The following is a 23,648-nucleotide window of genomic DNA, read 5'->3' on the forward strand; positions in this document are numbered from 1 at the left end:
CGGGTAATAGTCACATTCAGTGTGAGTGTGACTACTCTGAGCTAGGGGTGTGGCTGTGATGCAGCGAGGGGGCGGCGTTTCATCAAGGCTCAAGAGGGGCCTGGCGTCCTGGACCTGACCCGTGTTTCTCCTGCCGAAAGCCACCGAACCGGGGCTCCGGGCGAACCAGCTCCGGGTCCCGCTCCATGGCGACAGCGAGGCAGAGATGGGAATGACGTGATCAGACGAACAGCCTGGCGGGCGGTGCTGGCGCTGAGTTGGGCCGGTGCCCTGCTGGCGCCCGCCGCCCCGGCCACCGCCCAGACCGGCGAGGGCAAACTGACGGTCAATGTGTTCAGGGAGTACGCCGCGAAGGGCACGCTCGATCCGCGGATCCAGACCGCCCTGGCCGGGGCGACCATTCGCGTCACGAGCGACCATTCACGAGAGTCGCGGAACTACCCGGTCGGTCCCGACGGGACCATCACCATCGACTTCGACACCTGGGCGGGCTCCAAGGGGAAGTACAAGGTCGAGCTGATCAACTGGCCGGACAAGTACGACCCGGTCACCGGCACCGGCTTCCTCCAGCCGGCGTTCGCCGGCACGGGGCTGTCCTCCCACCTCAACTACGTGGACATGGACGGTGGCCGGGACGCCACGCTCAACATGGCCGTGTGGAACCCCGACGACTACTGCCAGGACAACCCCACCCTGGTCACGGCCTGTCAGCAGGCGGCGACCAAGCCGGGCGAGAAGACGCTGGTCACCTTCCCGTACAACTCCCGCGGCGACACTCAGGGCAACACCACGAACCCGAAGCCGATCGCCACGGTCAAGGAAACCGGCAATGTCTACGGGCTGGCCTACCGCAAGAAGGACAAGCGGCTCTTCTCCGGTGCCTACGCCAAGCGCCACACCGAGTACGGCCCCGGCGGCCCAGGTGCCGACCCCCAGGGCGCGATCTACGTGACCGACCGGACCACAGGCGCCACCAGTCTGTTCACGACGGTGCCGAACGCCGGAACCACCGCGCACAACCAGGGCAGCCGCGTGGACGCCGCGTTCTCCAGCCGGCCCGGCAAGGAGTCCCTCGGCGACGTCGACATCTCCTCGGACGGCTCGGAGCTGTACGTCGTCAACATGAACGACGGCAAGCTCTACACCTACGACGCGACGCAGGCCACGGCCACCGGCCCCAAGCGCGTACCGGTCCCGATCCCGGATTCCGCCTGCACCCCTCTCGGCGACTGGCGGCCGATGGGCCTGGGCGTGCGCGACGGCGTGGTGTACGCGGGCGGCGTCTGCTCCGCCGAGAGCACGCAGGACGCCACCAAACTGCGCGCGGTGGTGTGGACGTACGACCCCACCACTGGCGCGTTCGGCGCCGCGCCCATCGTCGACGAACCGCTGAACTTCCCCCGCGACCCGGCCAATGATCCGACGCCGGGCGACTGGAAGCCGTGGACGCGGGACAACCTGGCCCAGTTCCCCATGGGAAACGTGGCCTACCCCCAGCCGATGCTCGGCGACATCGAGATCGAGCGCGACGGCAGCCTGGTCCTGGGCTTCCGCGACCGGTTCGGTGACCAGTCCGGGCTGCAGATCCCCAACGCCAACCCCAACGGTCCCATCGAGTCCACCGTCACCGGCGGCGACACCAACAAGGTCTGCCGCAAGTCCGACGGCACCTACCACTGGGAGGGCAGCGCCGACTGTCCCCGCCCCCAGGGCGGCAACGAGTGGTTCACCGGCGACACCTGGCACACCGGGACCGGCCATCGGGAGACGGCGTGGGGCGCGCTCGCCCTGCCGCTCCAGCAGGACACGATCGCCAGCACCTTCCTCGACCCGTGGCGCACCATCACCTCCGGCGGGGTCGGGTGGTTCGACCGGACGACGGGCCACCGTGACGCGACCCAGGACGGGTTCGGGGTCGTCTACGCCACCGACGGCGGCTTCGGCAAGGCCAATGGCCTGGGCGACCTGGAACTGCTCTGTGACGACCCACCGGTGCAGATCGGCAACCGGGTCTGGCTCGACGACGGCGGCGGCACCCAGAACTCCAGAAACGACGAAGCCCTCGGTATCCCGGGCATGACCGTCACCCTCAAGGACTCCACCGGGAAGGTCATCGCGAGGAAGAAGACCGACGACAAGGGCGAGTACTACTTCGACCATCGCGACGGGCTCGAACCGAACACCGACTACACGGTGGAGTTCGACAAGAGCACCGTCGACATCAACAAGCTGCCCAACTACATCACCACACTCGACGACCTGATGTGGACGCGCACCACGGGCCGCGACCCGGCGACCAACTCGGACGCCGAGCCGACCGGCGGCGACGAAACAGACCCGATCGCGGTGGCGAAGGTGACGACCGGACCTCCCGGCTCGGTCAACCACGATCTGGACGCCGGGATGTGGGCGGGCACCTGACCCCGTCGCCCGCGTCAGCCACGAGGATCCGGGCCGCACCGGTACGGGCGGCCCGGAACCTCCGGTTCCGCCAGGCTCGCTTCCGGGCTCAGGAGAACAGCGACCCACCCAGCGGACGCGCCCCCGTGAATCCCGGCAGCACGAGAAAGGCGCCGGAGGCGGTGGCCGTGGCGAAGGAGGACAGTTCGTCGCCGTCGTCCAGCCGCTGCTGCGTCGCCACGAAGGTGCGCAGTTCCCGCTGGAAACAGATGAACAGCAGCCCGCGGTCCTCCGGCCCGTTGGCGTAGCTGTAGCCGCGCCGCAGCATCAGTCCGCTGCCCGTGCCATTCGGGTTGGCGCGGCGGGCGTGCGCCATGGCCGGGACCAGGTATCGGCCCCGCGCGGACTTGGCGCCCAGATCCATGGGCGCGTCCGGGCCGCCGCCGCTCAGTGGCGCCCCGTCCGCGCGGCGCCGCCCGATCATCCGCTCCTGCTGTGCGAGGTCCTGGGCGAGGAAACGTGCCACGTCCAGCCGCAGGCGCCGCACCACCGAGACCGTGCCGCCCCGCACCCGGGCCGGGGCCGGAAGCCAGACCTCCTGGTCCAGCTCCCGTCCGGTGCGTGGTACGACGATGCCGTCCAGGAAGCCCAGCAGATTGCGCATCGGGACCCGCTGCCCGGCCTGCCCGGGTCGTACGGGCGGTGCGGGGGGCCGGAAGCCGTGCTGCGTCCAGCGCGGCGCCACCGAGTGTTCCTGGAGCCAGGCTCTCAGGGCGCCGTCGGCCAGTGTCACCACCTGCGGGTCGGACGCGCAGACCTGGACCATCAGATCGCCGCCCCGGGCCGAGTCGGACATCTCCTCCCGGGCGAACCCGGGCAGTTCGCGGGCTCCGGGGAGTTCGCTGTCCACGGCGGCCACGACGCGTGGGCCCACTCCGACGGTGACGGTCAGGTCGCCCGGCGGGAGTCCGCCCAAGGCCGCGCCACCGTCCCGCGTGGTGAGCGTGCGGACGCGGGCGCCCAACGCGGCGGCCGGCCACCCGCTCCGGCGCGCGAAGTCACTGCCCGGCGCGTCCGGGTGTCCGGCTCCTGGCAGGTCGTAGACCGACAGGGCCACGTGCTGCTGGGGCTGCACCGGGCGGTCGACCCCGGCTTGCCGACCACCCCGAGCGGGCACGGCCACGACCGCCGATACGGAAGACGGCCCGGCCCCGGAGGACCCCGCCCGGGACGCACCGTCCGGGGGAGCGGCCGACCGTCCCCGATCGGCGACCGCGTAGCCGGTGATCCCGGCAGCCGCCATGGCCGCTGTGCCCGTCGCCAATGCCTTGCGCCGCGACGGCCGCCGCCCCGTACCTGATTCACCCAACCGAGTACTGTCAGTGGTCATTCGAGCACTTTAAGCTAAGGGTCGTTGTCCCTACGGATCGGAGTAAAGCGCACATGAGGCCGCTCATCGTCCGCCGGGCACACGGCCGTTGGCGCGCCGCGACGCTGGGCGGCGTGCTGGTCGCGGCGCTCCTGTGCGGCGGCTGCTCGGGGCCGTCCGCCACCACCGACGGCCACGCCCCCGCCCACCCGGCCCGGTCCGCCACCATCCGGGTGCCGGTTCAGGCGCCGACGATCAAGGCCGCCCTCGCCCGGGCCCGCCCCGGCGACCTGGTGCTCGTCTCACCCGGCGTGTACCACGAGAGCGTGCGGGTGCGTACCGACCGCGTGGTGCTGCGGGGCACCGACCGCAACCGCGTCATCATCGACGGCCAGGGGCGGCGCTCCAACGGGATCGTGGTCACCGCCGCGGGCGTCTCCGTGGAGAACCTGACCGTCCGCAACCACCTCCTCAACGGGGTCCTGGTCACCGGTATGAGCGACGCCGACGGCGGACTCGGCCGCGGCAGCGACGGCTACCAGCACCTGGACCCGGCCCGCTTCCCTCCCCTCGACGGCTTCCGCGTCCGCTATGTCACCGCCCATGCCAACGGCCTGTACGGCATCTACGCGTTCAACGCCCGGCACGGCGTGATCGAGCGCGACCACGCCTCCGGCAGCGCCGACTCAGGCTTCTACGTGGGCCAGTGCAAGCCCTGCCATGTACTCGTCCAGGACAACATCGCCGACCACAACGCCATCGGCTACGAGGGCACCAACGCCAGCGGACCCATCTGGGTGCTGCGCAACCGCTTCACCCGCAACCGGGTCGGCCTGACCGTCAACACCGACTACCAGGAGGCCTACGTACCCCAGACCGGCGGCGTGGTCGCCGGCAACCTGGTCGCCGACAACAACGCCCGCGACACCCCCGAGCAGGCGGACGGCGGCTTCGGGATCGGCATCGGCATCGCCGGCGGGCAGCGCAACGTGCTGCTGCGCAACCGCGTCAGCGGCAACTCACACGCCGGTGTCGTGCTCGCCTCCCACGAGGACGTGCCCCCCTTGGCCAACCGGCTGGAGGACAACACCCTGTCCGACAACGCGGTCGACATCGCCTACCAGGCCTCGGACCGATCCCCCGGCCAGGGCAACTGCCTGCGCGGCAACACCCTCCACCGCACCCGTCCCGAAAACCTCCCCCGCACCGCCCCCTGCCCCGAGGGAAACCGCCGGTCCTCCGCCGCGGCGCCCCGCACCGCCCGGCCACCAGCCGGAATCGCCTTCCTGGACGTCACGCCGCCCCCCGCCCAGCCACAACTTCCGCACGCCCGCAGCGCACCCGCCACCCCCGCCCGCCAGCTGCCCGGCGACGTACACACCGACCGCGTACCCCTCCCCGCTCCGGATCTGCTCGCCACCCGCCCCCGCCACGGTGCGACCGCACGATGACGCCACCACACCGCCGCGCCCTGCCGTCCCTTCCGGTCCGCTCCATCGCGCTGACCCTTCTGACCCTCCTCGGCGGCTCGGCGTGCACCCAGGACAAGCCGCACCCTCCGGTATCCGCCACCACCGCCCCCGCCCTGACCAATCCGCAGGCCGAACTGCTCGCCCTCACCCGGTTCACCAACTACCGGCGCGGCGCCGCCCGGGTCACGGCCGACATCCCGGTCCAAGGTCACCCCGCCCGGCTCACCGGCCGCCTCGACTGGCGCCACGCGACCGGACTCGCCGTCCTCAATGGCAACGGCGGTGTCCTCGAGCACGGACGCCACCTCCTGCGCTGGGACCGCACCACCGTCTCCGTCCGGCGCGACTGGACCGGTCACCTCCCCTCGCACCCGCCCCGCCACGGCTGGGCCCGACGCGCGCTCACCACCCGGGCGTCCACCATCGACACCACGCTGCTCCTGCTGCTCAACCTGGCCGCCGACCGCCCCGACAACGCCCGGCTGCTGCTGCACAGCGGTGCCCGTCGCCTCGGCAGCGAGGAGTTGGCAGGAGTTCCCGTCACGGTGTTCGCGGGCCCCTCCACCCCCACGCCCCGAGGGGCCGCCCCGGACCCGGCCCGCGCCGCCCCGGTCCCGGGGCACACCCGCTACTGGATCGACGCGGGCGGCCGGCTCCGCCGCTTCTCGGCACGCCTGGGCGGCGGCACCGAGTGGATGGTCGCGACGTTCTCCACCTGACGCCCGGCCACGCTCATCGGGAATCGCCGTCCACCTCCGCCGTCGCCCCCGGACGAGCCCGACCCCGCGGCGCCGGGCGCACCCGCACCGCCGTGGTGCCCAGGCGGGGGATCGACACGAGGATGTCGTCGCCGTCGAGGGTGGCGGGGCCGTCGGGGTCGCCGAGGTAGGTGGCGCGTTCGGCGGCCGCGACGGGGAAGCCGCAGCGGAGCCGGACCGTGCCCGGTTCCGTGGCGAAGGACTGGAGCCTCACCAGCAGGTCGACGCCGTCGTCGCCCGGGACCGGGGCCGCGTCGCGGACCGCGACGCGGGCGTCGTCGACGGAGAGCAGCGCGAGTTCGGCCGGCCGGTCCGCGTCGGGGGCGCCGTGTGCCGGTACGCCGATCAGCGGGTGGTCGACCTCATAGGCGGTGCGCAGTGCCAGGGCGTCGGCGTCGATGGTCTCGCCGGGGCGGCGGACGCCCACCGCGTACCGGAAGGTGGTGTGGAACGCCTGCTGGGACGGGAAGTTGGTGTCCCACAGGTTGTTGTGCACCCAGGAGTAGACCGTGCCTGGCTGTCGCGGTGACGTCGAGTCGGGGAAGGGCGCGTAGGGCAGGGCGATGGTCTCCGGCTCGACCAGCGGCGCGTCCCGGGTGATCCAGGCGACGGGGCCGCCGTCGTCCGTCAGGGAGACGAACGACCTGACGGCACGCATGTGCTGGGGCGCGCCGGGCACGTGTGCGAGGCCGGTGCCGGTCAGGGCGCCGGTGATCTCGTAGTGCACGGTGGGCCGCGTCAGCGCGAACGGGAAGGCGAGGTACGCGCTCTCCTTCGTCATGGTGGCGGGCTTGTCGAACCGGTTGTCGATCACCAGATGGGCGTCGTCACGGCCGAGGCTGACGGTGGTGCGGGCCCGGTGGACGCCGTCCGCCGCGTACTCGTAGGTGAGGCGCCGGCCAAGCGCGTCATCGACGCGTTCGAGGAGCACGGCGGGGCGGGCCAGGGTCCGGGAACCGAGGAGTTCCAGTTCCTCGCTCACCGTCGTCTTGTTGGCCTGGTGGTTGTAGCCGCCCGCGGTGGTGTACGTGTCGTAGACGTAGCCGTTGAAGCCCACGACGGCGTCCTGGTCGACCAGTTCGCGACCGGTGGCCTTCTCGACGAGGCTCGCCACACAGGCCCTGGTCAGGTCGATTCGGACGCGCAGGTGGTCGTTCTCCAGGATCAGGTCCTCGGCGGTGGGCAGGGGTACGGCGCGGACTTCGCGCTCCTCGCCGTCCTCGTCCCCGTCGAGGCGGAGCGGAGCGGGGGAGGTCACCGCCTTGCCGCCGTTCTCGCCGGTCACCGTCACGTCCAGCCGTACGACGCCGAACGGCGGCACATCGGGCACCTGGATGTGCAGCCACCGCCCGGCGTCCCGGTGGACCGGGTTGGTCTGCGCCTCCTGGACCAGCGGCAGCTCCGCGCCGGTGCGGCCGTCGGCCACCGACACCCGGCTCGTGAGCGGGACCCGGCTCTCGCGCAGGAACACCGTCACGACCGAGGTGCGCGCGGCCGCCGTGGTGTTGACGGCCCAGTACGTCACGTCGGCATCGGCCGCGGCGGGGAGTACGGCGCCGAGCGCGGCCGAGGCGTGGTCGAGGAAGGTGTCCGCGTCGTTGTCGCCGTGCAGCGCGTACCCGTACTTCCAGTGCCACTGCTGCTCGCCCGACTCGCCGCCCGCGTCACCGTGGGTCCACGGGTCGGCGGCGCCCCAGGTGTGCTCGTTGAACAGGGACACCGACCGGTACACCTGGTCGGCGCCGCCGCGGGCGGCGGTGGCCAGGTCGGTGGTGGGCCCCGCGGGGGAGGCCAGGGCGGCGATCCCGTACAGGGTGGCGGCGTCGGTGACGGTGGACTGGGCGCGGCGCACCATGGCCTGGGGCCGGGCGCCCGAGCCGACGCCCTCGACCCACCAGTCGCCCCAGTCGCCCTCGAAGGCGGGGATGGCGTCGCCGAGGCGGGCCTCGGCGTCGGTGAAGAAGTCGGTGTTGGTGGACAGCCGCAGCCTGGGGCTGTCCCAGGTCTCGTTCCAGCGGCGTACGGTCTCGGCGAGGATCAGCCGCGGCGGCGCGTTGTCCCCGAAGTGGCCCTGCACCCTCAGATGCAGCACGTCCCACGGGTAGGGCTCGCGCTCGCCCGGCGCGGGGGCCGGTGCGCCGAGGAGTTCGGGCGGGAACGGGTAGGGGTTGGTCGCGAGCGACGTCAGATAGGCGGGCAGCAGGTCGTCCACCATGGCGTAGGAGGTGTCGAAGCCCAGCACGGGCCCCTCCATGTAGGCCAGGCCGTGGGGGCTGTCGGTCATCCACACCAGCACCTCCTTGCCCGACGGGGCGCGCCACCGGAACAGGCGCGGCAACCGCGCGCCGCCGTTGGTGGTGGGCACCGAGCGCCCGGCCCAGTTGTGCGCCACCGACAGGTAGCGCACGCCCAGGGGGGAGAGCGCGTCCGGCAGCCCGGCGACGGAGCCGGGCACGTCGGTCTGCATGGCCGAGCGGAAGTCGATCCCGTAGGTGTCCCGCACCCGGCGGGCCAACCGCAGCAGTTCGTGGAGTTCGTCGGTGGAGCAGGTGTCGCTGTGGAGGTTGTACGGCATGGCCGTCAGCTCGATCTGACCGGCGCGGACCCGCTCGATGAACTCCGTGACCCGCTCCGGCGGCCGGACGGCGGCCCACTGCTCGAACGACCACAGCGACTCCACGGCCCACCGGAACCTGGCGTCGTCGGGCCAACCGTCGGTGGTGCGCGTCAGATCGAGGCAGGAGTCGAGGAAGGCGACGTGTTCGCCGAGGACGGTGCCCTGCGGATCGGTGTAGCCGATGTCCAGGTGCGAGTGGTGGACCAGGTGGATCGTCCAGTCCCGCGGTGGTTCCAGCGCGAAGGCGAGCACCGCCGAGGCGTCGCCGTTGCGGGCCTCGATGCGCACGTCGCGGCGGTCGCGCTCCAGCGGGAGCAGAAGGCGTGGCCCGCCGGGCGCGGGCAGCACCTCGACGGGCACCCGGCCACGCCCGGCGATCTCCACGTCGAAGGTCCACTGGTCATGCGCGGGCGCGTCGCCGGAGACGAGGATGCGCACTCCGCGCCGGGCGCCGTCGCCGGCGCGGCGTACGAGGTGTTCCGGCAGGGCCCGCAGTTCCGTGCCGCCGGCCCGCGCGGTGGCGGCGACGGCGAGGCCGATCATGCTCGTCCGGGCCTTGTCGGTGGACCAGCGGCGGTCGCGTACGAGGGCGCGCGTCGTCATGTGTCTCTTCTCTCCCGGATTGGTTCAGTGGTTCGGTTGAGGCCGTGAGCCGCGGGTTCAGGCCGTGAGCCGCAGGCTGTTGACGAAGAAACGCTGGAACACGAAGAAGAGGACCACGGTCGGCACCGAGGCGACGAGCGCGCCGGCGAGCACGACGGGCGGCCCCACCGTGGCGTAGTTGCCGTTGAGGTCGGCGAGTGTGGCCGTCACCGGCCGCACGTTCGGGCTGAGCGACAAGGTGATGCCGAACAGCAGGTCGTTCCAGATCCAGGTGAACTGGAAGATGAACGCGGCCAGCAGCGCGTTCCTGGCCAGTGGCAGGTGGATCCGCAGGAACATCGACAGCCAGTTCACGCCGTCGAGCTGGGCCGCCTCGGAGATCTCCCTCGGCACGGTGAGCATGAAGTTGCGGTTGACGAAGAACGCGAAGGGGATCGTCAGCGCCACATAGATCAGCAGCATGCCGTACTGGGTGTCGTAGAGGTCGGTGGTGGCGTACCCGCTGAACAGCGGGGAAAGGAAGGTCTGGAGGGGCAGCACGGTGCCGATGAAGATGAACCAGAACCAGAGTCCGGGCCGCCGCACCGGCATCACGGTGACGGCGAACGAGGCGAGTGCCGCGATCACCACGGCCGCCGCCGCACCGATCACCGCGTAGATCAGGGTGTTGAGCAGCCCCCGCCCGACGTCGGCGCTCTCGAACGCGGTGCGGATGTTCGCGAACAGCCCGGGGGAGGCGAACCACCACCGCGGGGATCCGGTGTACTGCTTCGCCGGGGTGAAGGCGTTGACGACCACCAGCCAGGTCGGCACCAGCCACAGCACGGAGACCAGGGCGACCAGGACGCCGCGCGCCGTTCTGCCCGTCATACGGCATCGCCCGACCGCTGCCGCACCTGTTGCCGCAGGTAGAGCCAGGAGGCGGCGATGACGACGACCGTCAGTACGACGGAGACGGCCGCGCCGTAGCCGTACCGGTTGAGGGTGAAGGTCTGCCGGTACATCGTCAGCGCGAGCGTCTCGGAGGCCGTTCCGGGGCCGCCCTGGGTGAGCAGCCACACGATGTCGAAGGTCTTGAGGCTGTTGACGATGGACATGCCCACCACCACGACGGTCATCGGCCGCAGCTGCGGCACGATCACCCGCAGGAACAGCTGGAGGCCCCGCGCGCCGTCGAGCCGGGCGGCCTCGATGGTGTCCGAGGGAATCGTCTGGAGCCCGATCAGGAACAGGATCAGCGAGGCCCCGGTCGCCTGCCATGTCGTCGCCACGATCATGACGAGGGTGTTCAACGGCCAGTGCAGCAGCCACTCCTGCTGCCAGCCGCCGAGCCCCACCGCGCCCAGCGTCTGGTTGACCGCCCCGTCGCTCCTGAGCAGATACGTCCACAGCAGCGCCGTCGCCGAGCCCGAGAGCGCGTACGGGATGACCACGGCGGTGCGGGCCACCGCGCCCCAGCGCATCGAGTGGGTGAGCACCGCGAGGAGCAGGCCGAGCAGTACCGGAAGGACCAGCGTGCCCACCACCCAGAGCACGGTGTTCAGCAGCGACCGGCCGAAGTCGGGGTCGGTGAACAGCGCGGTGTAGTTGGACAGGCCGACGAAGCGCGCGGTGATGCCGTTGTCGTCGAAGAGGCTGCGCCACGCGGTGATCAGGAAGGGTACGACCAGGAGCAGCAGGATCAGCGCCACGGCGGGCGCCAGGAACGCGCCCACCCAGGTGGCGGCGCGGAAGCGGGCGGAGCGCGGATCGGGCCCAAGGGGTTCGGGCCGGTGTGGCCCCGTTCGGCTGGCTGCCTCGTCGGCAGTGGTCAGGACGTCCACACCTTCCACTCCTTGTCGGCTCGGTGTTGCATGTTCGTCAGGGTCCGCGTCGCCTTCGCGGGGGTGGGGTCGATCATGAAGGCGCTCAGGTCCTGGACGTTCCCCTCGATCAGAACGGGGGGCGACGCCTCCCAGTAGCGGATGGCCTGGGTCGGCCGCTCCCGCCGCACCTGGGCGGCGACCTGGCGCACGGTGCCCACGTTCGGCACGACGCCCGGGTCGGCTGAGGTGTCCCGGAGGAATCCCGTCCACGCCGTCTGGACCGCCGGGTCGAGCCAGGCGCGGGCCACGGCGTGGGCGGCGTCGCGCTTGTGGGCGTTGGCCGACACCGCCAGCACACCGCTCTCCACGAGCACCGAGCGGTTGCCCCCGGGCGGCGTGGGCAGCAGGAACGCGCCGAGGTCGGCCTCCTCGACCCCGGCGTCGAGGAACGCCCCGGTGTTCCAGGTGCCGTAGAGACACATGGCGGTGCGGCCCTGCGCGAACTGGCCCGGCACGTCCGTGGACGAGGCATCGGGCGAGGAGAACGCGCCCCGCCGGTACAGATCGCTCCACAGGGCCATCGCGCGCCGGCACACCTCGTCGGTGTACGAGGCCCTGCCCGCCGTGAGGTCGAGGTAGAAGCGGTGGTCGAGCCCGTTGACGAGCTGCTGGAACCAGATCGAGGACTCCCAGGTGGTCGCGCCGCCGGAGGAGATCGGCGTGATGCCCTTGGCGTGGGCGGCGTCCACCACGTCGAGGAACTGCTGCCATGTCGTCGGCACCGCCACACCGAGCCGCTCGAAGACCGGCCGGCTGTGGAAGACCACGTAGTACGACTTGTAGAGCGGGACGCCGTACTGCCTTCCCTCGTGGCTGAAGGTCTCGCGCAACGCGGTGTCGTCGCTCCAGCCGCGCCGGGCCGCCTCGTCCCAGGCGTCGGTGACATCGGCGAGGATCCCGGCGCGGGCGATGTCGCGCAGCCGGTACCCGTTCCACCACTTGAGGAGATCCGCCGTGGAGTGGGTCTGCGCCGACATCCGCACGATCTGCTGATAGTTGCTGACGTTGGGAACCGCCCGCGGCGCGAGCCGGAAGCCGGACAGCGGCCGCAACTTCCCGCCCGCCGCCCGGAAACCCGGCGACCAGGTGGGATTGTCGTTGAATACGGAGACCACGTCGTCGGGCGCGGGCCGGCTCATCGAACCTCGTGCGCACGCGCTGAGGGCAAGACCGGCGATGCCCGCGGAGGAGGCGGCCAACAGCCGGCGCCGACTCGTCCCCTGCGGCATATCGATTGGTATGTCGACCGACCCCATCTGACCCCCTCGTCACGGAATCACCGACCTGGTAAGTTATCGGTAACGTACAGGCGTGCAGGTGGTTTGAAAAGACGCGCGTTAACGTATCTCACGGGATTGGTGACATGGGCGAGAGTCCGCAGGTCAAGGTGAAGGCGCCGCAGTACGACCCGACACCGTGCTATCCGGTCCTCGCCGACGCGGTCGCCGTCGGCTGGGCCGACGCGGCCGGGACGCTCCCGAAGGGGACCCGGGTCCTCGCCGTGGACGGCCCCGCGGTACTGGACTGGGCCGCCGTCGCCGCCGGGCTGCGCGCGGCGTTCGACGACGGGCGCACCCGGGTGGAGGGCGACGGGCGCACCCGGGTGGAGTTCGCGGACGTCCGTACGGCGGTGCGCGACTGGGAGACGGTGCGGCGGCTCACGGACTCCGACGAACTGCGGGACGACCCCGACTTCGCGCGGCTGGCCGGGGGCGACCTCTCCGACCTGATGGATCCGGCGGCCCTGGCGGCCCTGGAGGCGCTCGCCGGGCGGGGCGGATCCGGCGCGGGCGGATCCGGCGTGAGCGAGGACGACCCGGGTGAGGACCGTGCGGCCGAACCCGACCCGGGCGGATCCGGTCCGGCCGGGGGCGGCGCGCTGCGCGTCCTGCTCGGCCCCGGCGCCGCGCTCGCGGACGCCGACGTCCTGTGGTGGGCCGACCTGCCGAAGCGGTACGCGGAGGCGGCGGTCAAGCACGGCCGGGGCCGCAACCTCGCGGCGCCCGAGAACGAGCCGCCGACCCTGCGGCGGCTGCTCTACATCGACTGGCCGCTGCTCGACCGCCACCGCGACCGGATGGCGGAGCGGATCGACCGCTGGATCGACGTTACCGATACCGTTATCCCGACGTCGATCAGCGGGCAGGCGCTGCGCGAGACCTGCCGGTCGCTCGCCACCCGCCCCTTCCGCACCCGGCCGACCTTCAACTCGACGCCATGGGGCGGGCACTGGGCACAGGAGACGCTCGGGCACAACCCGGACGCGGAGAACACGGCCCTCGGCTACGAATTGATCGCGCCCGAGAGCGGTGTCCTGCTCGGCGACGACGCCTCCCGGTGTGTGGAGGTGCCGTTCCAGCTCGTCGTCGCGCTCTCCCCGGTGGAGGTGCTCGGCCCGGCCGTGCACGAGATGTTCGGCACGTCGTTCCCGGTCCGCTTCGACTACCTCGACACCGTCCGCGGCGGCAACCTGTCCGTCCACTGCCATCCCCGGCCCGACGACATGCGGGACGTCTTCGGCTGGCCGTACACCCAGCACGAGACCTACTACCTGATGCACGCCGAGGGGCACAGCAAGGTCTTCCTCGGACTGCGCGAGGGCGCCGACGTCGAGGCGTTCCACCACAGCGCGCACGCCGCCGACGCGCACGGCACACCGTTCGACATCGAGCGGTATGTGCAGGTGTTCCCCGCCGAGGCCGGGCAGCTCTACCTGGTCCCGGCCGGTACGCCGCACGGCAGCGGCGAGGGCAATGTCGTCCTCGAGGTCAGCGCCACTCCCTACCTGTACTCACTGCGGTTCTACGACTGGCTGCGGCGGGACGCGGCGGACCGGCAGCGTGCCGTGCACGTGGAGCACGCCTTCCGCAACCTCGACCCGGAGCGGTCGGGTGGAGCGGTCGCCCGCGAGCTGATCCAGCGGCCCCGGCCGCTGCGCGCGGGGGACGGCTGGACGGAGGAGGTACTGGGCGCGCTGCCGGCGATGTTCTTCCAGGTGCACCGGATCGCCGTCGAGCCGGGCCGGACCGCCGAGCAGCGGACCGACGGCCGCTTCCATGTGCTGACCGTCGTCGACGGGCAGGGCGCGGTCATCACCACCGCCGCCGGGCACCGGCACTCCGTACACTATGCCGAAACTCTCGCAATCCCGGCGTCCGTCACCGCCTACCACGTGCACAGTCAGGGGCCGGAGCCGGTCCGTCTGGTGAAGGCACAGGTGGTATGAGCGCACATTCGGAGTCCGAACCGGCCCTGACCATGCGGGACGTGGCCGCGCGGCTCGGCGTCAGCCCGATGACGGTCTCCCGCGCGCTGCGCGGTCAGCGCGGCATCGGCGAGGCCACCCGCCAGCGGGTGCTCGCCGAGGTGGCGGCCCTCGGCTACCGCCCCAACAAGCGGGCCCGGGAACTGCGTTCGGGCGGCCCGAACGAGCTCATCGGCCTGGTCGTGACCAATCTGGCGAACCCGTTCTACTCCCAACTCGCCGTCGGCCTCGAGCAGATCTGCGTGGGCTACGGCGCGCGGGTCATGCTGGGCAGCACCGGCGAAAACCCGGCCACCGAACGGGAGGTGGTGGCCGACCTGGTGGACCGCGGCGTGGACGGCCTGGTCGTCGCCCCGGCCGGGCACGACCACAGCCACCTCGGCGGCGAGCGGCTGCGCGACCTCCCGGTGGTGCTCGCGGCCAGCCCGCCGATGGGTATCGACGTGGACTGCGTCCTCGTGGACGACTTCGGCGGCACCCGCGAGGCGGGCCGCCGCCTCGTCGCCCGCGGCCACCGGCGCATCGGCTTCCTCGGCCTGCCGCCGTCGCTGTGGACGGGTTCCGAGCGCTTCCGGGGCTACGCGGTGGCGCTGGAGGAGGCGGGCATCGCGCTCGACGAGCGGTACGTCAGCCGGCACCGGGGCGACAGCGCGCTCGCGGAGGAGGCGGCGCGGGCCATGCTCGCCCTGCCGGACCCGCCGACCGCGCTGCTGACCGCCAACAACCGGAACACGGTGGGCGCGCTGCGTGCCCTGCGGGACCGTGCGCAGGACCAGGAGCCGGTCGCCCTCGCGGGTTTCGACGACATCGAACTCGCCGACATGCTGCACCTGCCGCTCACCGTCGTCTCCTACGACCCGGTCGAACTGGGCCGGGCCGCCGCGAAGCTGCTGTTCGAGCGCCAGGCGAGCACCGCCCCGCAGCCGCCGCGCCGGGTGACCATCGCGACCACCCTCGTCGACCACCCGGCACCGCGGTAGGCGCCGATGACGGACACCGGAGGCCCCGTGCCGCACCGACGCGCTGACGAGCCCTCCGTCGTGCCCGTCCTCGAAGTGGGCGGTTCCCATGTCACCGCGGCGGCCGTCGACCTCGGCCGGGCCCGGATCGCCGACGGCACCAGGCGCCGCCTGCCGCTGGCGCCCGGCGTCGGCCCCGAGGACTTCCTCACGGCGCTGGCCGAAGCCGCGAACGGCGTGCTCGCCGGGCTCTCTGCGCTCTCCGGCCTCTCCGGCCTCTCCGGCCTCTCCGGCCTCTCCGGCCTCTCCGGCCTCTCCGGCCTCTCCGGCCTCTCCGGCCTCTCCGGCCTCTCCGGCCCCTCCGGGCTCTCCGGCCTCTCCGGGCTCTCCGGGGTCTCGGCGACGGCCCCCGGCGCGGCCCGCGGGAGCCGCGCCACCTGGGGCATCGCGGTGCCGGGGCCGTTCGACTACGCGCGGGGCATCGCCCGCTACCACGGCGTCGGCAAGTTCGCCGCGCTGGACGGCCTCGCCGTCGGCGACCTCCTGGCGCCCCGGCTGAACCCCCGCCCGGCCCGGCTGCGGTTCCTCAACGACGCCTCCGCCTTCGCACTCGGCGCCTGGCACACGGCGCACACCGGGAGCCGGCGCCTCGTCGCGGTCACCCTCGGCACGGGGGTCGGCTCCGCGTTCCTGGACCGGGGGACGATCGTCGAGGACGACCCGCGCGTGCCGCCCGAGGGCCGTGTCGACCTGCTCACCGTCGACGGCCGTCCGCTGGAGGACACGGTCTCCACCCGGGCGATGACCGCCCACTACACGGCCCGCACCGGCCGTCCAGTCGACGGGCTACGGGAGCTGACGGCCCTCGCCGCGGTCGGCGACATCACCGCCCGCGACGTCATCACCACGGCCCTGCGCGCCCTCGGCGCCGCCCTCGCCCCGTGGCTGGCCGCCTTCGAGGCCGACACGGTCGTCTTCGGCGGCTCCATCACCGCAGCCTGGCCCCTGATAGGCCCACCGCTCACCACCGGCCTCACCCACCACGACCCACGGCTCGCCCACCTCACCCTGTCGGTACAGGCCGACGGCGAGGACCAGGCCCTGCTGGGCGCGGCGGTGTTCGCGGCGCGGGGCGCGTAGTTCGTCATGGTCATCGTGGTGGGCGGGCGGCTCACTCGGGGTCTTCGACGTCGTCGTCGGACTGGAGCCCTTGAGCGGAGGGCGGGGCGCCAAACGGTCCAGTCCTTGCCTCGGTGTTCGCTGCCCGTCGCGGGCTCGAGGGCCTCCGTCGGGGCGGGCTCGCTCGTGCGGCAGGCGTCGGCGGTGTCGAGTGCCGCGCTTTGGCCCCTCCGGTCGGGTTGTATCGATGTTCTTCGATTCAGCGTTGTGTCGTGGATCGAAAGGCGTCAACATAGAAGAATGCCGAAACAAGAGCTCGCGGTGCTCGGCCAGGATGGTGTGGACGGCGTCGACGGCTGCCCCCCGGGATTGCTGACCGCTCCCCTGGACGACGCGCGGTCGGTCGAGCTGGCGAAGGTGTTCAAGGCGCTGGGCGATCCGATCCGGCTGCGGCTGCTGTCGATGATCGCTTCCCGCGCCGGAGGCGAGGTGTGCGTATGCGACCTCACTCCCGCCTTCGACCTGTCGCAGCCGACGGTCTCCCATCATCTGAAGCTGCTGCGGCAGGCCGGGCTGATCGACCGCGAGCGCCGTGGCACATGGGTCTACTACCGGCTGCTGCCGGAGATGACCGACCGGCTCGCCGGGCTCCTCACCCGCCCCGCCGGGCAGCCCCTGCCCCAGCCCGCCGGGACGGCGGGGGACGCCTGATGGCCGCCGCCGACCCCATGACGATCCGTATCACCGGCCTGACGGCCGAGCACGCCGCTGAGGTCCTGGCGATCTACCAGCTCGGCATCGAGGAGCGGAACGCCACCTTCGAGACCGCCGCACCCCGCTGGGAAGCCTTCGACGCGGCCAAACTCCCGGACCACCGGCATGTCGCGGTGGACCACGACGGACGCGTGCTCGGCTGGGTCGCCGCCACGAAGGTGTCCGACCGCCGCGCGTATGCGGGCGTTGTCGAGCACTCCGTCTACGTCCACCCCGCCGCGCGCGGCCGCGGGGCCGGTCTCGCTCTGCTGAACGCGCTGATCGTCTCCACGGAAGCGGCGGGCATCTGGACCATCCAATCCGGCATCTTCCCCGAGAACACCGCCAGCCTCGCCCTGCACCAGCGTGCGGGCTTCCGCGTCATCGGCACCCGCGAACGCGTCGGCCGCCACCATGGCGTATGGCGTGACGTCGTCCTCATCGAGCGGCGGAGTCCGCGGATTACCTGACCCGAAGCCGGCCGGACGTCTCAGCTCGGGCAGGCGGAGCGCAGCGCGGCCCAGGTGTAGGTGCCGACGGCGCCGTCGACCGAGAGGCCGCCGTGGCAGATGCTGTTGTACTCCTTCTGGAAGCGGAGAACCGCGTTGTAGGTGATGCTCCCGAAGATGCCGTCCACCTGTCCGGAGCTGAGGAATCCGCGGTGGTAGAGCTGGCACTGCACCTCGATCACCCGGTTTCCGGTGTCACCGGACTCGGTGAGGGCCGTGCCGCTGTAGTACGTCCTGGAGCAGCTGTAGGACTGCACGGCGGCGGAACTCGCCGAGGTGACGCCGGTGGCCATGGCCACGTCGGCGAGGCCGATCGACATGCCGGTCAGGGCGAGCGCCGCGGCCGAGGCGACGACAACCTTGCGGATGAGCATCAGTCAGTACCTTTCGTCGGGAGGAGTACGCGGGGCGACTCCACGGCTTCGGTGACCCGTGGCCGTAACCCACTGTTCTCGGGGGACCTGGTGCTTCACCAGCCGGGATGAACAACCGGAGATGTCCCGGGACCTCCCCGGCGGCCGGCTGCGATCTCCTCGTGCTCCTGACGTGATCCTGGGAAATCCCGCGTCCCCGTACGTGATGTCCGGATCTGGCGCCTGGAAGTGGGACAGCGGCGGCGAAAGCGCTCCACGACCGGCCGGATGGGAGGAGACTCTGGGCGGGCTACGAAGGGGGAGCGTAGTGAGATGGAGAGCACTGCCTCCGTCACTCGACTCGAACGGGCGGCGGTTCGTAGGACAGCTGCGACTGTTGAAGGACCGCAGCGGCCTCAGCTTGGCTTCCCTCCAGGCGAAGACCCCCTTCAGCGGCTCCTCGTGGGAGCGCTACCTCAATGGCAAGGTCCTGCCTCCCGAGACGGCCGTCGAGGCCATGGCCAGGATCGCCGGCGAGGATGCCGCACCCTTGCTCGAGTTGCGGGACGCCGCCGAACGGACCTGGAACACGGTCTCGGACGCCGACTCCACGGCCGGAGGCGATACGGCGCGGGGTGCGCCGGAATCCGAGGTGCCGCGGATACGCGTCGTGGCGCTGTCCGTGGCCGCGGGGGCGCTCCTGCTCTCCGCGGTGGTTTCCGTCCTGCTGGTCATGGACGCCCGGCATCCGAGGGCCGGGAGCAGACAGGGGGCCGCCGCCGACGTCGGGAAGTACGTCTGCGAGTACACCCGGCGCGACGACCTGGTGTTCGCCGGGAACAGCACGGCCATGTCCCATCGGGTCATGCTCAACAGCACGGGCCCCGACGCCGCCGAGGTGCAGTGTCTGCTCCAGCGCCACAAGCTGTCCCCGGGAGACATCGACGGATACTTCGGCCCGCAGACGGAAGCGCAGGTCAAGCGGTTGCAGCGGCAGGACGATGTTCCCGCCGACGGTGTCGTGGGGGAGCAGACGTGGGCGCTTCTGCGCCACGTGGAGTGAATACCCGGTCGTGACAAGGAGGGCTCGGCGCGTGGAGAACTCGCGGAGGACGTCCCGCTGGCGCGAACTGCCCCTGACCCTGCCCGCGGAATGCGTGCGGTTGGTCACCGATCTGCGGGAGCTGAAGGCCCGCAGTGGCCTGAACCTGGCCGAGTTGGCGGAGGCGACAGCCATCAGCAAGTCGTCCTGGGAGCGGTATCTCAACGGGAAGCAGTTCCCGCCACGCCACGCCGTCGCGGCCTTGTGCCAGGTGGTGGGGGAGACCGACTCGGGAATCCTGGCCCGGTGGGCCCTGGCGGACGCGGCCTGGAGCTGTCGCGAGCACGCCATCGCGACCGGCCACGTCCACTCGTCCCCCACTACTGGGCACGCCGCTGCGGTCGGGCCCGAGGTCCCAGCCCCGCGCCGGCCCCCCGGTCCGTTGCACCGAGCGCTCCTGGCGGCCTCCGTCCTCATCACCAGACGGCCTCGAACCGCTACGGCCGGCGTCGTGCTCGTATGCGCGGCGATGATCACCCCGGCCGCCATCTACCACATGACGCACGCCGCCACCCGTGCGTCACGCGCCCGCCCGCCCGTCTGCCGACTGGGGTCCTGCGAAGGCCGCAACCCTCGCACCACGGCCTGCGAGGACCCCATCACCGTGGCATCGCATACGGCCGCTGACGGCACCCGACTCGAAATCCGCCTCAGCCCGAGCTGCCGGGCGGGCTGGATCCGTACCCGTACCACGCACAAAGGCTTCCGCATCGAGATCACCGGACCGGGAGGACACCGCCAGAGCGCCGTGGTGACCACCTTGCCGTCGGACCAGGGCCCGGTCACCACTGCCATGATCTCCGCGGCTCATCCCTCCCGCCTTCGTGCTTGCTACTACCCGTCCGCTCATCAACCCGGCAGGGAATGCTTCGACGGCGCCGATGCCCCGACGTGAGGGGGCGCGGCGACGGTGCCCACAACCGTGGCCCGGGACCCAGCTCCCCGGATCCGCCCCTTGCGGTATTCGCCGGGAGAGATCCCATAGGTCTTCTTGAAGACCCTGCCGAACACCGCGTCATCCTGAAATCCCCATCGGGCGCGGATCTCCCCGACCGTCCGGCCGGCGTGGGACGCGTCCGCCAGATCGGCGCGGCAGCGTTCCAGCCGCTCTTGACGGATGAACCCACGGACCGTCCGCTGATCCTGCTGGAAGAGATGTTGCAGGTACCGCAGGGAGATGTGGTGCTCGGCAGCGATCAGCGCGGGGGACAGTTGCGGCTGGTTCAGATGCTGAATGACAAACCTCTCGATTTCCTTGATGAGTTCCGCCTTCGGCGAGGAGGAAATCACCTCCGGCCGCTCCACCATGCTGGCGAGAAACATGGCCGAGAGGTCTATGACGACTGATCCGAGGCGCCCGACCGGGGCCGATTCCAGCATCGCGCACTGGTCGGCGACTCCTTCCAGGAACCGGGCCAGCACCACCCCGGGCCCGTTCCTCAGCGGCATCGGCCCGCGCGTCAGGTTTCGCGACGCACACGCCGGAATGGGGACGGCGCTGCGCGGCAATTGCACAACGACCGCCTGTTCCGGATTCTCCCGGCCGAGCAGCGACAGGTCGAGCGGCGGTGTCTCCTCCCGCAGGACAAAGGCGGTGGCTCCCTGGTGAGTTCGCGCGGAGGTTCCTGCTCGCCCCTGTAACGGCGACGGATCCTGATGGAACGAGAGCACGATGATCCAGCTCCCCGGGTTGGGCTGGAGGAACGTACGGTATTCCCCTTCCCGTGCCGGTGCGAGGTGCTGAACCACCGAAATACGCACCAGGCCAAGGTCCAGCACCCTTATGCCACGGGAATCCACACAGGTGTCGTGCGACGTCAAAACCTAAGTGCCTTTCGTGCGACCGAGGGAATTCGGACTTCCCCGGGACAGCGAACCCGCTCACCACGTGGGCTCACGTTCACCCCCGTGTGAAGCGCTTCCCCCTACACTCTTGACACCTCGGGCCGGCTCAGGAAGGGATCAGGCGTCCCATGGGACATCCTGAGACGCCACACGGTCCGGGGCGCACGACAAGGCGGGACATACGGGGGGAAACGGCATGGGGGCGGCGAACGCCGACGCACCGAGGGGGTTGCCTCATGAAGGCACTCTCGCTCTGGCCTCCCCGGCCGGACGGCAGCTGGTGGCCGAACTGCGGCGCGTCAAACAGACGTCGGGGCTGAGCTTCGCCCGGCTGGAAAGCCGGACCCACTACAGCAAGGCGTCGCTCGAGCGTTACGTCAACGGCAAGCTGTTTCCCGGGCGCGACGCGGTCGAGGACATCGCGCGGGCGTGCGACGCCGACCCCGGGCCGCTGCTGGAATTCTGGGACGACGCGCTGAAAGCGGCCATTGCGGCGCGGGAAGCCACTCCGCCTCTCGAGATCGCGACGGATACGGAACCACCGATGCCCGCCGATGAGTCAACTCATCGGCCGCGCGGCCCGCTCCGCAACCGGCGAAACCTGGTTCTGCTCGCCGGACTGGGAATGGGCATCGCGTTATCCGCGGTCCTGGCCTTTCCATGGTCCGACCGGACGACCACTCCCAAGCCCCCGACATCCGGATGCCGCGACTATTACGCGGACATCCATGTGTACACAACGGGGAAAGTCTGCTGGAAATCGGCCACCGCCACGGTGAACGGGTACGTGGAGAACCCGAACAGCGCGGGGGAGGCCACGGCCCAGCTCTGCGTCTCCGATCACCCGGGTGTCTGCTCGCAGATCATTGATCTCGCCTCCGCGGTGCCGGGCAAGGGCACGCGCTACCACCGGACGGTCCACCTTCCCGCCGGACACGGTGTGTGGGTCCGCGCCTGTGCGAAGGGTCTCTGTACGCAATGGGACTAGCGGCACACCTCCTCAGCCGCCCCGAAGGGCCGGCCAGGTGACCGGATCCGGCCATTCTTCGGCCGGGTCCTGCCTGCCCGAGACGTCGGCCATCCGCTCCGGGGCGGGGCGGGCGGCCGGGTCCTTGTCGAGGCAGCGGCGTATCAGGTCGGCGAGTACCGGGGCGTTCCGCGCCACTCGCTCGACGACATCCGTGCTCGGCGGTTCGTAGATCACCCGGTGGATGACGCCCCCGGTCGATCCTTCGCCGAACGGCGCCTGGCCGGTCGCCGCGAGTGCCAGGACCGAGCCCACATACGTCGGTGCCGTTGGCCGAGTCGAGATCCGTGACGCGCACGCCCCCGTCGGGCGCGACCTCGAACGCAGCGTGGAGTCGGGACACCCCCGTGGCCACGACACGCACATTCGCCTCGGCACCCCGGCCGATGACCGTTCTCCCCGCCAGCGGCGTAGATGATCCGCACGGCACCGTCCCTCCATAGTGGCTGTGGTCGCGAGGGGCGTGTCGAGTCTGATCCCCGCTGCTCAGGGAGTCATTGGCAGCGAGCGCAGAGTCTTTGACCGCTCGCGCAGTCTTGTGCGGGGCGACGTCCCAGCAGGTCAGCGGATGGGACGTCCCGGGAAATCCTCAATCCGCCACGCTCCCTGCCGGACCCGCCGGATCAGCCCGCAGACTCGTCAGTGCGTTGTCCGAACGAGACAACGCATGCCAAGAAAAGGGGGATCCATGCGCCCTGTCAGGCATGCCACCTTCGCCGTGGCAGCTGCCTTCACCCTGGCTGCGTCAGCCGCGTTCACCCTGGCCATGCCGGGAGCCGCCAATGCCGCTCCGAGCGCCTGGGGCGACAACTGTCCGTCCTCGTACTTCTGCGTCTGGGACGGCTACAGCGGGACCGGCCATATCTGCAAGTGGCAGGACGATTCCTACAACTGGTACGAGGAATGTTCCTGGGCCGACACCGCGCATCCGAAGTCGGTCTACAACCACGGAACGTCGGGGCTGGGGGTGCACATTTACCGGTACCCGGGCATGGAAAGCCAGATCGGGGACTGCGTCACCCAAGGCAAGAAGGTCAATCTCGCGGGCAACTATTTCATCGGATCGCACGAGTGGAACTGCTACTAAAATTCGCGGACAGCGCGAGCCGAAGGCAGCACGCCGCCGGTTGCCTGGCCTGTCGGACGCCCGGCGTCAGGTGCAGAGAGGCGGGGCCCGGTGGGTGGGTCCCGCCCTTCATCGTCATTGTGCCGTTGAAGTCGTTGGCGACTCCGCCGCCGAAGCCGGTCGCGGTGTTGCGTTCGACGGTGCTGCGGTCCAGGTTGAGCTGCCCACCGTTGTTGTAGAGGCCACCACCGGTAGTCGCGAGATTGTCCTTGATGGTCGTGTCGTTCAGGTTCAGCGTGCCCTGGTCGCTCAGGGCGCCGCCGCCCATGTTGCTGATGGCGCCGCCGCTGACCGTGAGCGACTTCAGGGTGAGGTGGGCGCGAGGGTGATGCGGCCGCCGTTGGCGTTGGCCCGGTTGATGGCAGGTACCGACCGCGACGGCCATGGCGCCGGACCGCGAAATGAACCTCATCGTTACGCCTTCCTCAGCACTGAGTGAAGCGGCGCATCGCCGGTCTCAGCGGGCTCGCTGGTCAACCGGGATGGCAAGATGACGTTCTCTTTCT

General features: G+C 71.0%; 21 protein-coding genes and 1 pseudogene. 12 read left to right on the top strand and 10 right to left on the bottom strand.

Going from position 1 to position 23,648, the window contains the following annotated elements; all coding sequences use genetic code 11:
* Positions 1-216 precede the first annotated feature (216 nt).
* Positions 217-2,421, top strand: a complete 2,205-nt coding sequence (locus tag NP777_RS48225; RefSeq protein WP_256653912.1) for an SdrD B-like domain-containing protein — start codon at positions 217-219, stop codon at positions 2,419-2,421.
* Positions 2,422-2,509: 88 nt separating this feature from the next.
* Here the strand turns inward: NP777_RS48225 and NP777_RS33370 are convergent, their stop codons facing one another.
* Positions 2,510-3,790, bottom strand: coding sequence for a Dyp-type peroxidase (locus tag NP777_RS33370; RefSeq protein ID WP_256653913.1), 1,281 nt, complete (start codon positions 3,788-3,790; stop codon positions 2,510-2,512).
* A gap of 53 nt (positions 3,791-3,843) precedes the next feature.
* Here NP777_RS33370 and NP777_RS33375 point away from each other — a divergent pair, with 53 nt between their 5' ends.
* Together NP777_RS33375 and NP777_RS33380 are read left to right on the top strand one after the other, a co-directional pair.
* Positions 3,844-5,220, top strand: a complete 1,377-nt coding sequence (locus NP777_RS33375) for a right-handed parallel beta-helix repeat-containing protein (RefSeq protein ID WP_305890383.1) — start codon at positions 3,844-3,846, stop codon at positions 5,218-5,220.
* Positions 5,217-5,960, top strand: coding sequence for a hypothetical protein (locus NP777_RS33380; protein WP_256653993.1), 744 nt, complete (start codon positions 5,217-5,219; stop codon positions 5,958-5,960). The genes NP777_RS33375 and NP777_RS33380 overlap by 4 nt, the downstream gene beginning before the upstream one ends.
* 13 nt (positions 5,961-5,973) lie before the next feature.
* Here the strand turns inward: NP777_RS33380 and NP777_RS33385 are convergent, their stop codons facing one another.
* The 4 genes from NP777_RS33385 to NP777_RS33400 are packed head-to-tail and all read right to left on the bottom strand — an operon-like array spanning position 5,974 to position 12,313.
* Positions 5,974-9,219 (bottom strand): glycoside hydrolase family 38 N-terminal domain-containing protein, encoded by a 3,246-nt coding sequence (locus tag NP777_RS33385; RefSeq protein ID WP_256653914.1) that lies wholly within the window; start codon positions 9,217-9,219, stop codon positions 5,974-5,976.
* 57 nt (positions 9,220-9,276) lie between these two features.
* Positions 9,277-10,089, bottom strand: a complete 813-nt coding sequence (locus NP777_RS33390; protein WP_256653915.1) for a carbohydrate ABC transporter permease — start codon at positions 10,087-10,089, stop codon at positions 9,277-9,279.
* Positions 10,086-11,042, bottom strand: coding sequence for a carbohydrate ABC transporter permease (locus tag NP777_RS33395; RefSeq protein WP_256653916.1), 957 nt, complete (start codon positions 11,040-11,042; stop codon positions 10,086-10,088). The genes NP777_RS33390 and NP777_RS33395 overlap by 4 nt, the downstream gene beginning before the upstream one ends.
* Positions 11,030-12,313 carry an ABC transporter substrate-binding protein gene (locus NP777_RS33400; protein ID WP_256653917.1) on the bottom strand — a complete coding sequence of 428 codons (1,284 nt, stop codon included), beginning with the start codon at positions 12,311-12,313 and terminating at the stop codon, positions 11,030-11,032. The genes NP777_RS33395 and NP777_RS33400 overlap by 13 nt, the downstream gene beginning before the upstream one ends.
* Positions 12,314-12,447: 134 nt before the next feature.
* On the opposite strand from NP777_RS33400, the gene NP777_RS33405 reads away from it, so the two are divergent.
* The 5 genes from NP777_RS33405 to NP777_RS33425 all read left to right on the top strand — a co-directional run bounded on the left by NP777_RS33405 (position 12,448) and on the right by NP777_RS33425 (position 17,650).
* The gene (locus tag NP777_RS33405) at positions 12,448-14,310 is read left to right on the top strand and encodes a class I mannose-6-phosphate isomerase (protein WP_256653918.1); all 1,863 of its coding nucleotides are present in this window, start codon (positions 12,448-12,450) and stop codon (positions 14,308-14,310) included.
* Positions 14,307-15,329: a LacI family DNA-binding transcriptional regulator gene (locus NP777_RS33410; RefSeq protein WP_256653919.1), complete on the top strand. Its 1,023-nt coding sequence runs from the start codon at positions 14,307-14,309 to the stop codon at positions 15,327-15,329. The genes NP777_RS33405 and NP777_RS33410 overlap by 4 nt, the downstream gene beginning before the upstream one ends.
* Before the next feature lie 6 nt (positions 15,330-15,335).
* Entirely contained in the window at positions 15,336-16,448 is a 1,113-nt protein-coding gene (locus NP777_RS33415; RefSeq protein WP_256653920.1) for an ROK family protein, read from the top strand.
* Between the two features lie 279 nt (positions 16,449-16,727).
* The gene (locus NP777_RS33420; protein ID WP_256653921.1) at positions 16,728-17,138 is read left to right on the top strand and encodes an ArsR/SmtB family transcription factor; all 411 of its coding nucleotides are present in this window, start codon (positions 16,728-16,730) and stop codon (positions 17,136-17,138) included.
* Positions 17,138-17,650, top strand: coding sequence for a GNAT family N-acetyltransferase (locus tag NP777_RS33425; protein ID WP_256653922.1), 513 nt, complete (start codon positions 17,138-17,140; stop codon positions 17,648-17,650). The genes NP777_RS33420 and NP777_RS33425 overlap by 1 nt, the downstream gene beginning before the upstream one ends.
* A 20-nt stretch (positions 17,651-17,670) precedes the next feature.
* Here NP777_RS33425 and NP777_RS33430 read toward each other — a convergent pair whose 3' ends face one another.
* A complete protein-coding gene (locus NP777_RS33430) occupies positions 17,671-18,063 on the bottom strand; it encodes a peptidoglycan-binding domain-containing protein (protein WP_256653923.1) in 393 nt (130 codons plus the stop codon).
* Between the two features lie 205 nt (positions 18,064-18,268).
* Between NP777_RS33430 and NP777_RS33435 the strand changes: the two genes are divergently transcribed.
* Both NP777_RS33435 and NP777_RS33440 read left to right on the top strand, forming a co-directional pair.
* Entirely contained in the window at positions 18,269-19,105 is an 837-nt protein-coding gene (locus tag NP777_RS33435) for a peptidoglycan-binding protein (RefSeq protein WP_449343555.1), read from the top strand.
* 31 nt (positions 19,106-19,136) lie between these two features.
* Entirely contained in the window at positions 19,137-20,039 is a 903-nt protein-coding gene (locus NP777_RS33440) for a helix-turn-helix domain-containing protein (protein WP_256653925.1), read from the top strand.
* Here the strand turns inward: NP777_RS33440 and NP777_RS33445 are convergent.
* On the bottom strand, positions 19,994-20,965 hold the full coding sequence (locus NP777_RS33445) for a helix-turn-helix domain-containing protein (RefSeq protein ID WP_256653926.1): 972 nt from the start codon (positions 20,963-20,965) through the stop codon (positions 19,994-19,996). The genes NP777_RS33440 and NP777_RS33445 overlap by 46 nt on opposite strands.
* A 304-nt stretch (positions 20,966-21,269) precedes the next feature.
* Between NP777_RS33445 and NP777_RS33450 the strand changes: the two genes are divergently transcribed.
* On the top strand, positions 21,270-21,977 hold the full coding sequence (locus NP777_RS33450) for a helix-turn-helix domain-containing protein (RefSeq protein ID WP_256653927.1): 708 nt from the start codon (positions 21,270-21,272) through the stop codon (positions 21,975-21,977).
* 12 nt (positions 21,978-21,989) lie between these two features.
* Here NP777_RS33450 and NP777_RS33455 read toward each other — a convergent pair whose 3' ends face one another.
* Entirely contained in the window at positions 21,990-22,271 is a 282-nt protein-coding gene (locus NP777_RS33455; protein ID WP_256653994.1) for a hypothetical protein, read from the bottom strand.
* Positions 22,272-22,287: 16 nt separating this feature from the next.
* Positions 22,288-22,446: pseudogene (locus tag NP777_RS33460) on the bottom strand (FHA domain-containing protein); the annotation flags it as partial.
* Positions 22,447-22,704: 258 nt separating this feature from the next.
* Here NP777_RS33460 and NP777_RS33465 point away from each other — a divergent pair.
* Positions 22,705-23,103 (top strand): peptidase inhibitor family I36 protein, encoded by a 399-nt coding sequence (locus NP777_RS33465; protein ID WP_256653928.1) that lies wholly within the window; start codon positions 22,705-22,707, stop codon positions 23,101-23,103.
* On the opposite strand, the gene NP777_RS33470 is transcribed toward NP777_RS33465, so the two are convergent.
* On the bottom strand, positions 23,072-23,527 hold the full coding sequence (locus NP777_RS33470) for a hypothetical protein (protein ID WP_256653929.1): 456 nt from the start codon (positions 23,525-23,527) through the stop codon (positions 23,072-23,074). The two genes, NP777_RS33465 and NP777_RS33470, sit on opposite strands and share 32 nt — an antisense overlap.
* Positions 23,528-23,648 lie beyond the last annotated feature (121 nt).

This window comes from Streptomyces rugosispiralis (genome assembly GCF_024505145.1).
GTDB lineage: Bacteria > Actinomycetota > Actinomycetes > Streptomycetales > Streptomycetaceae > Streptomyces > Streptomyces rugosispiralis.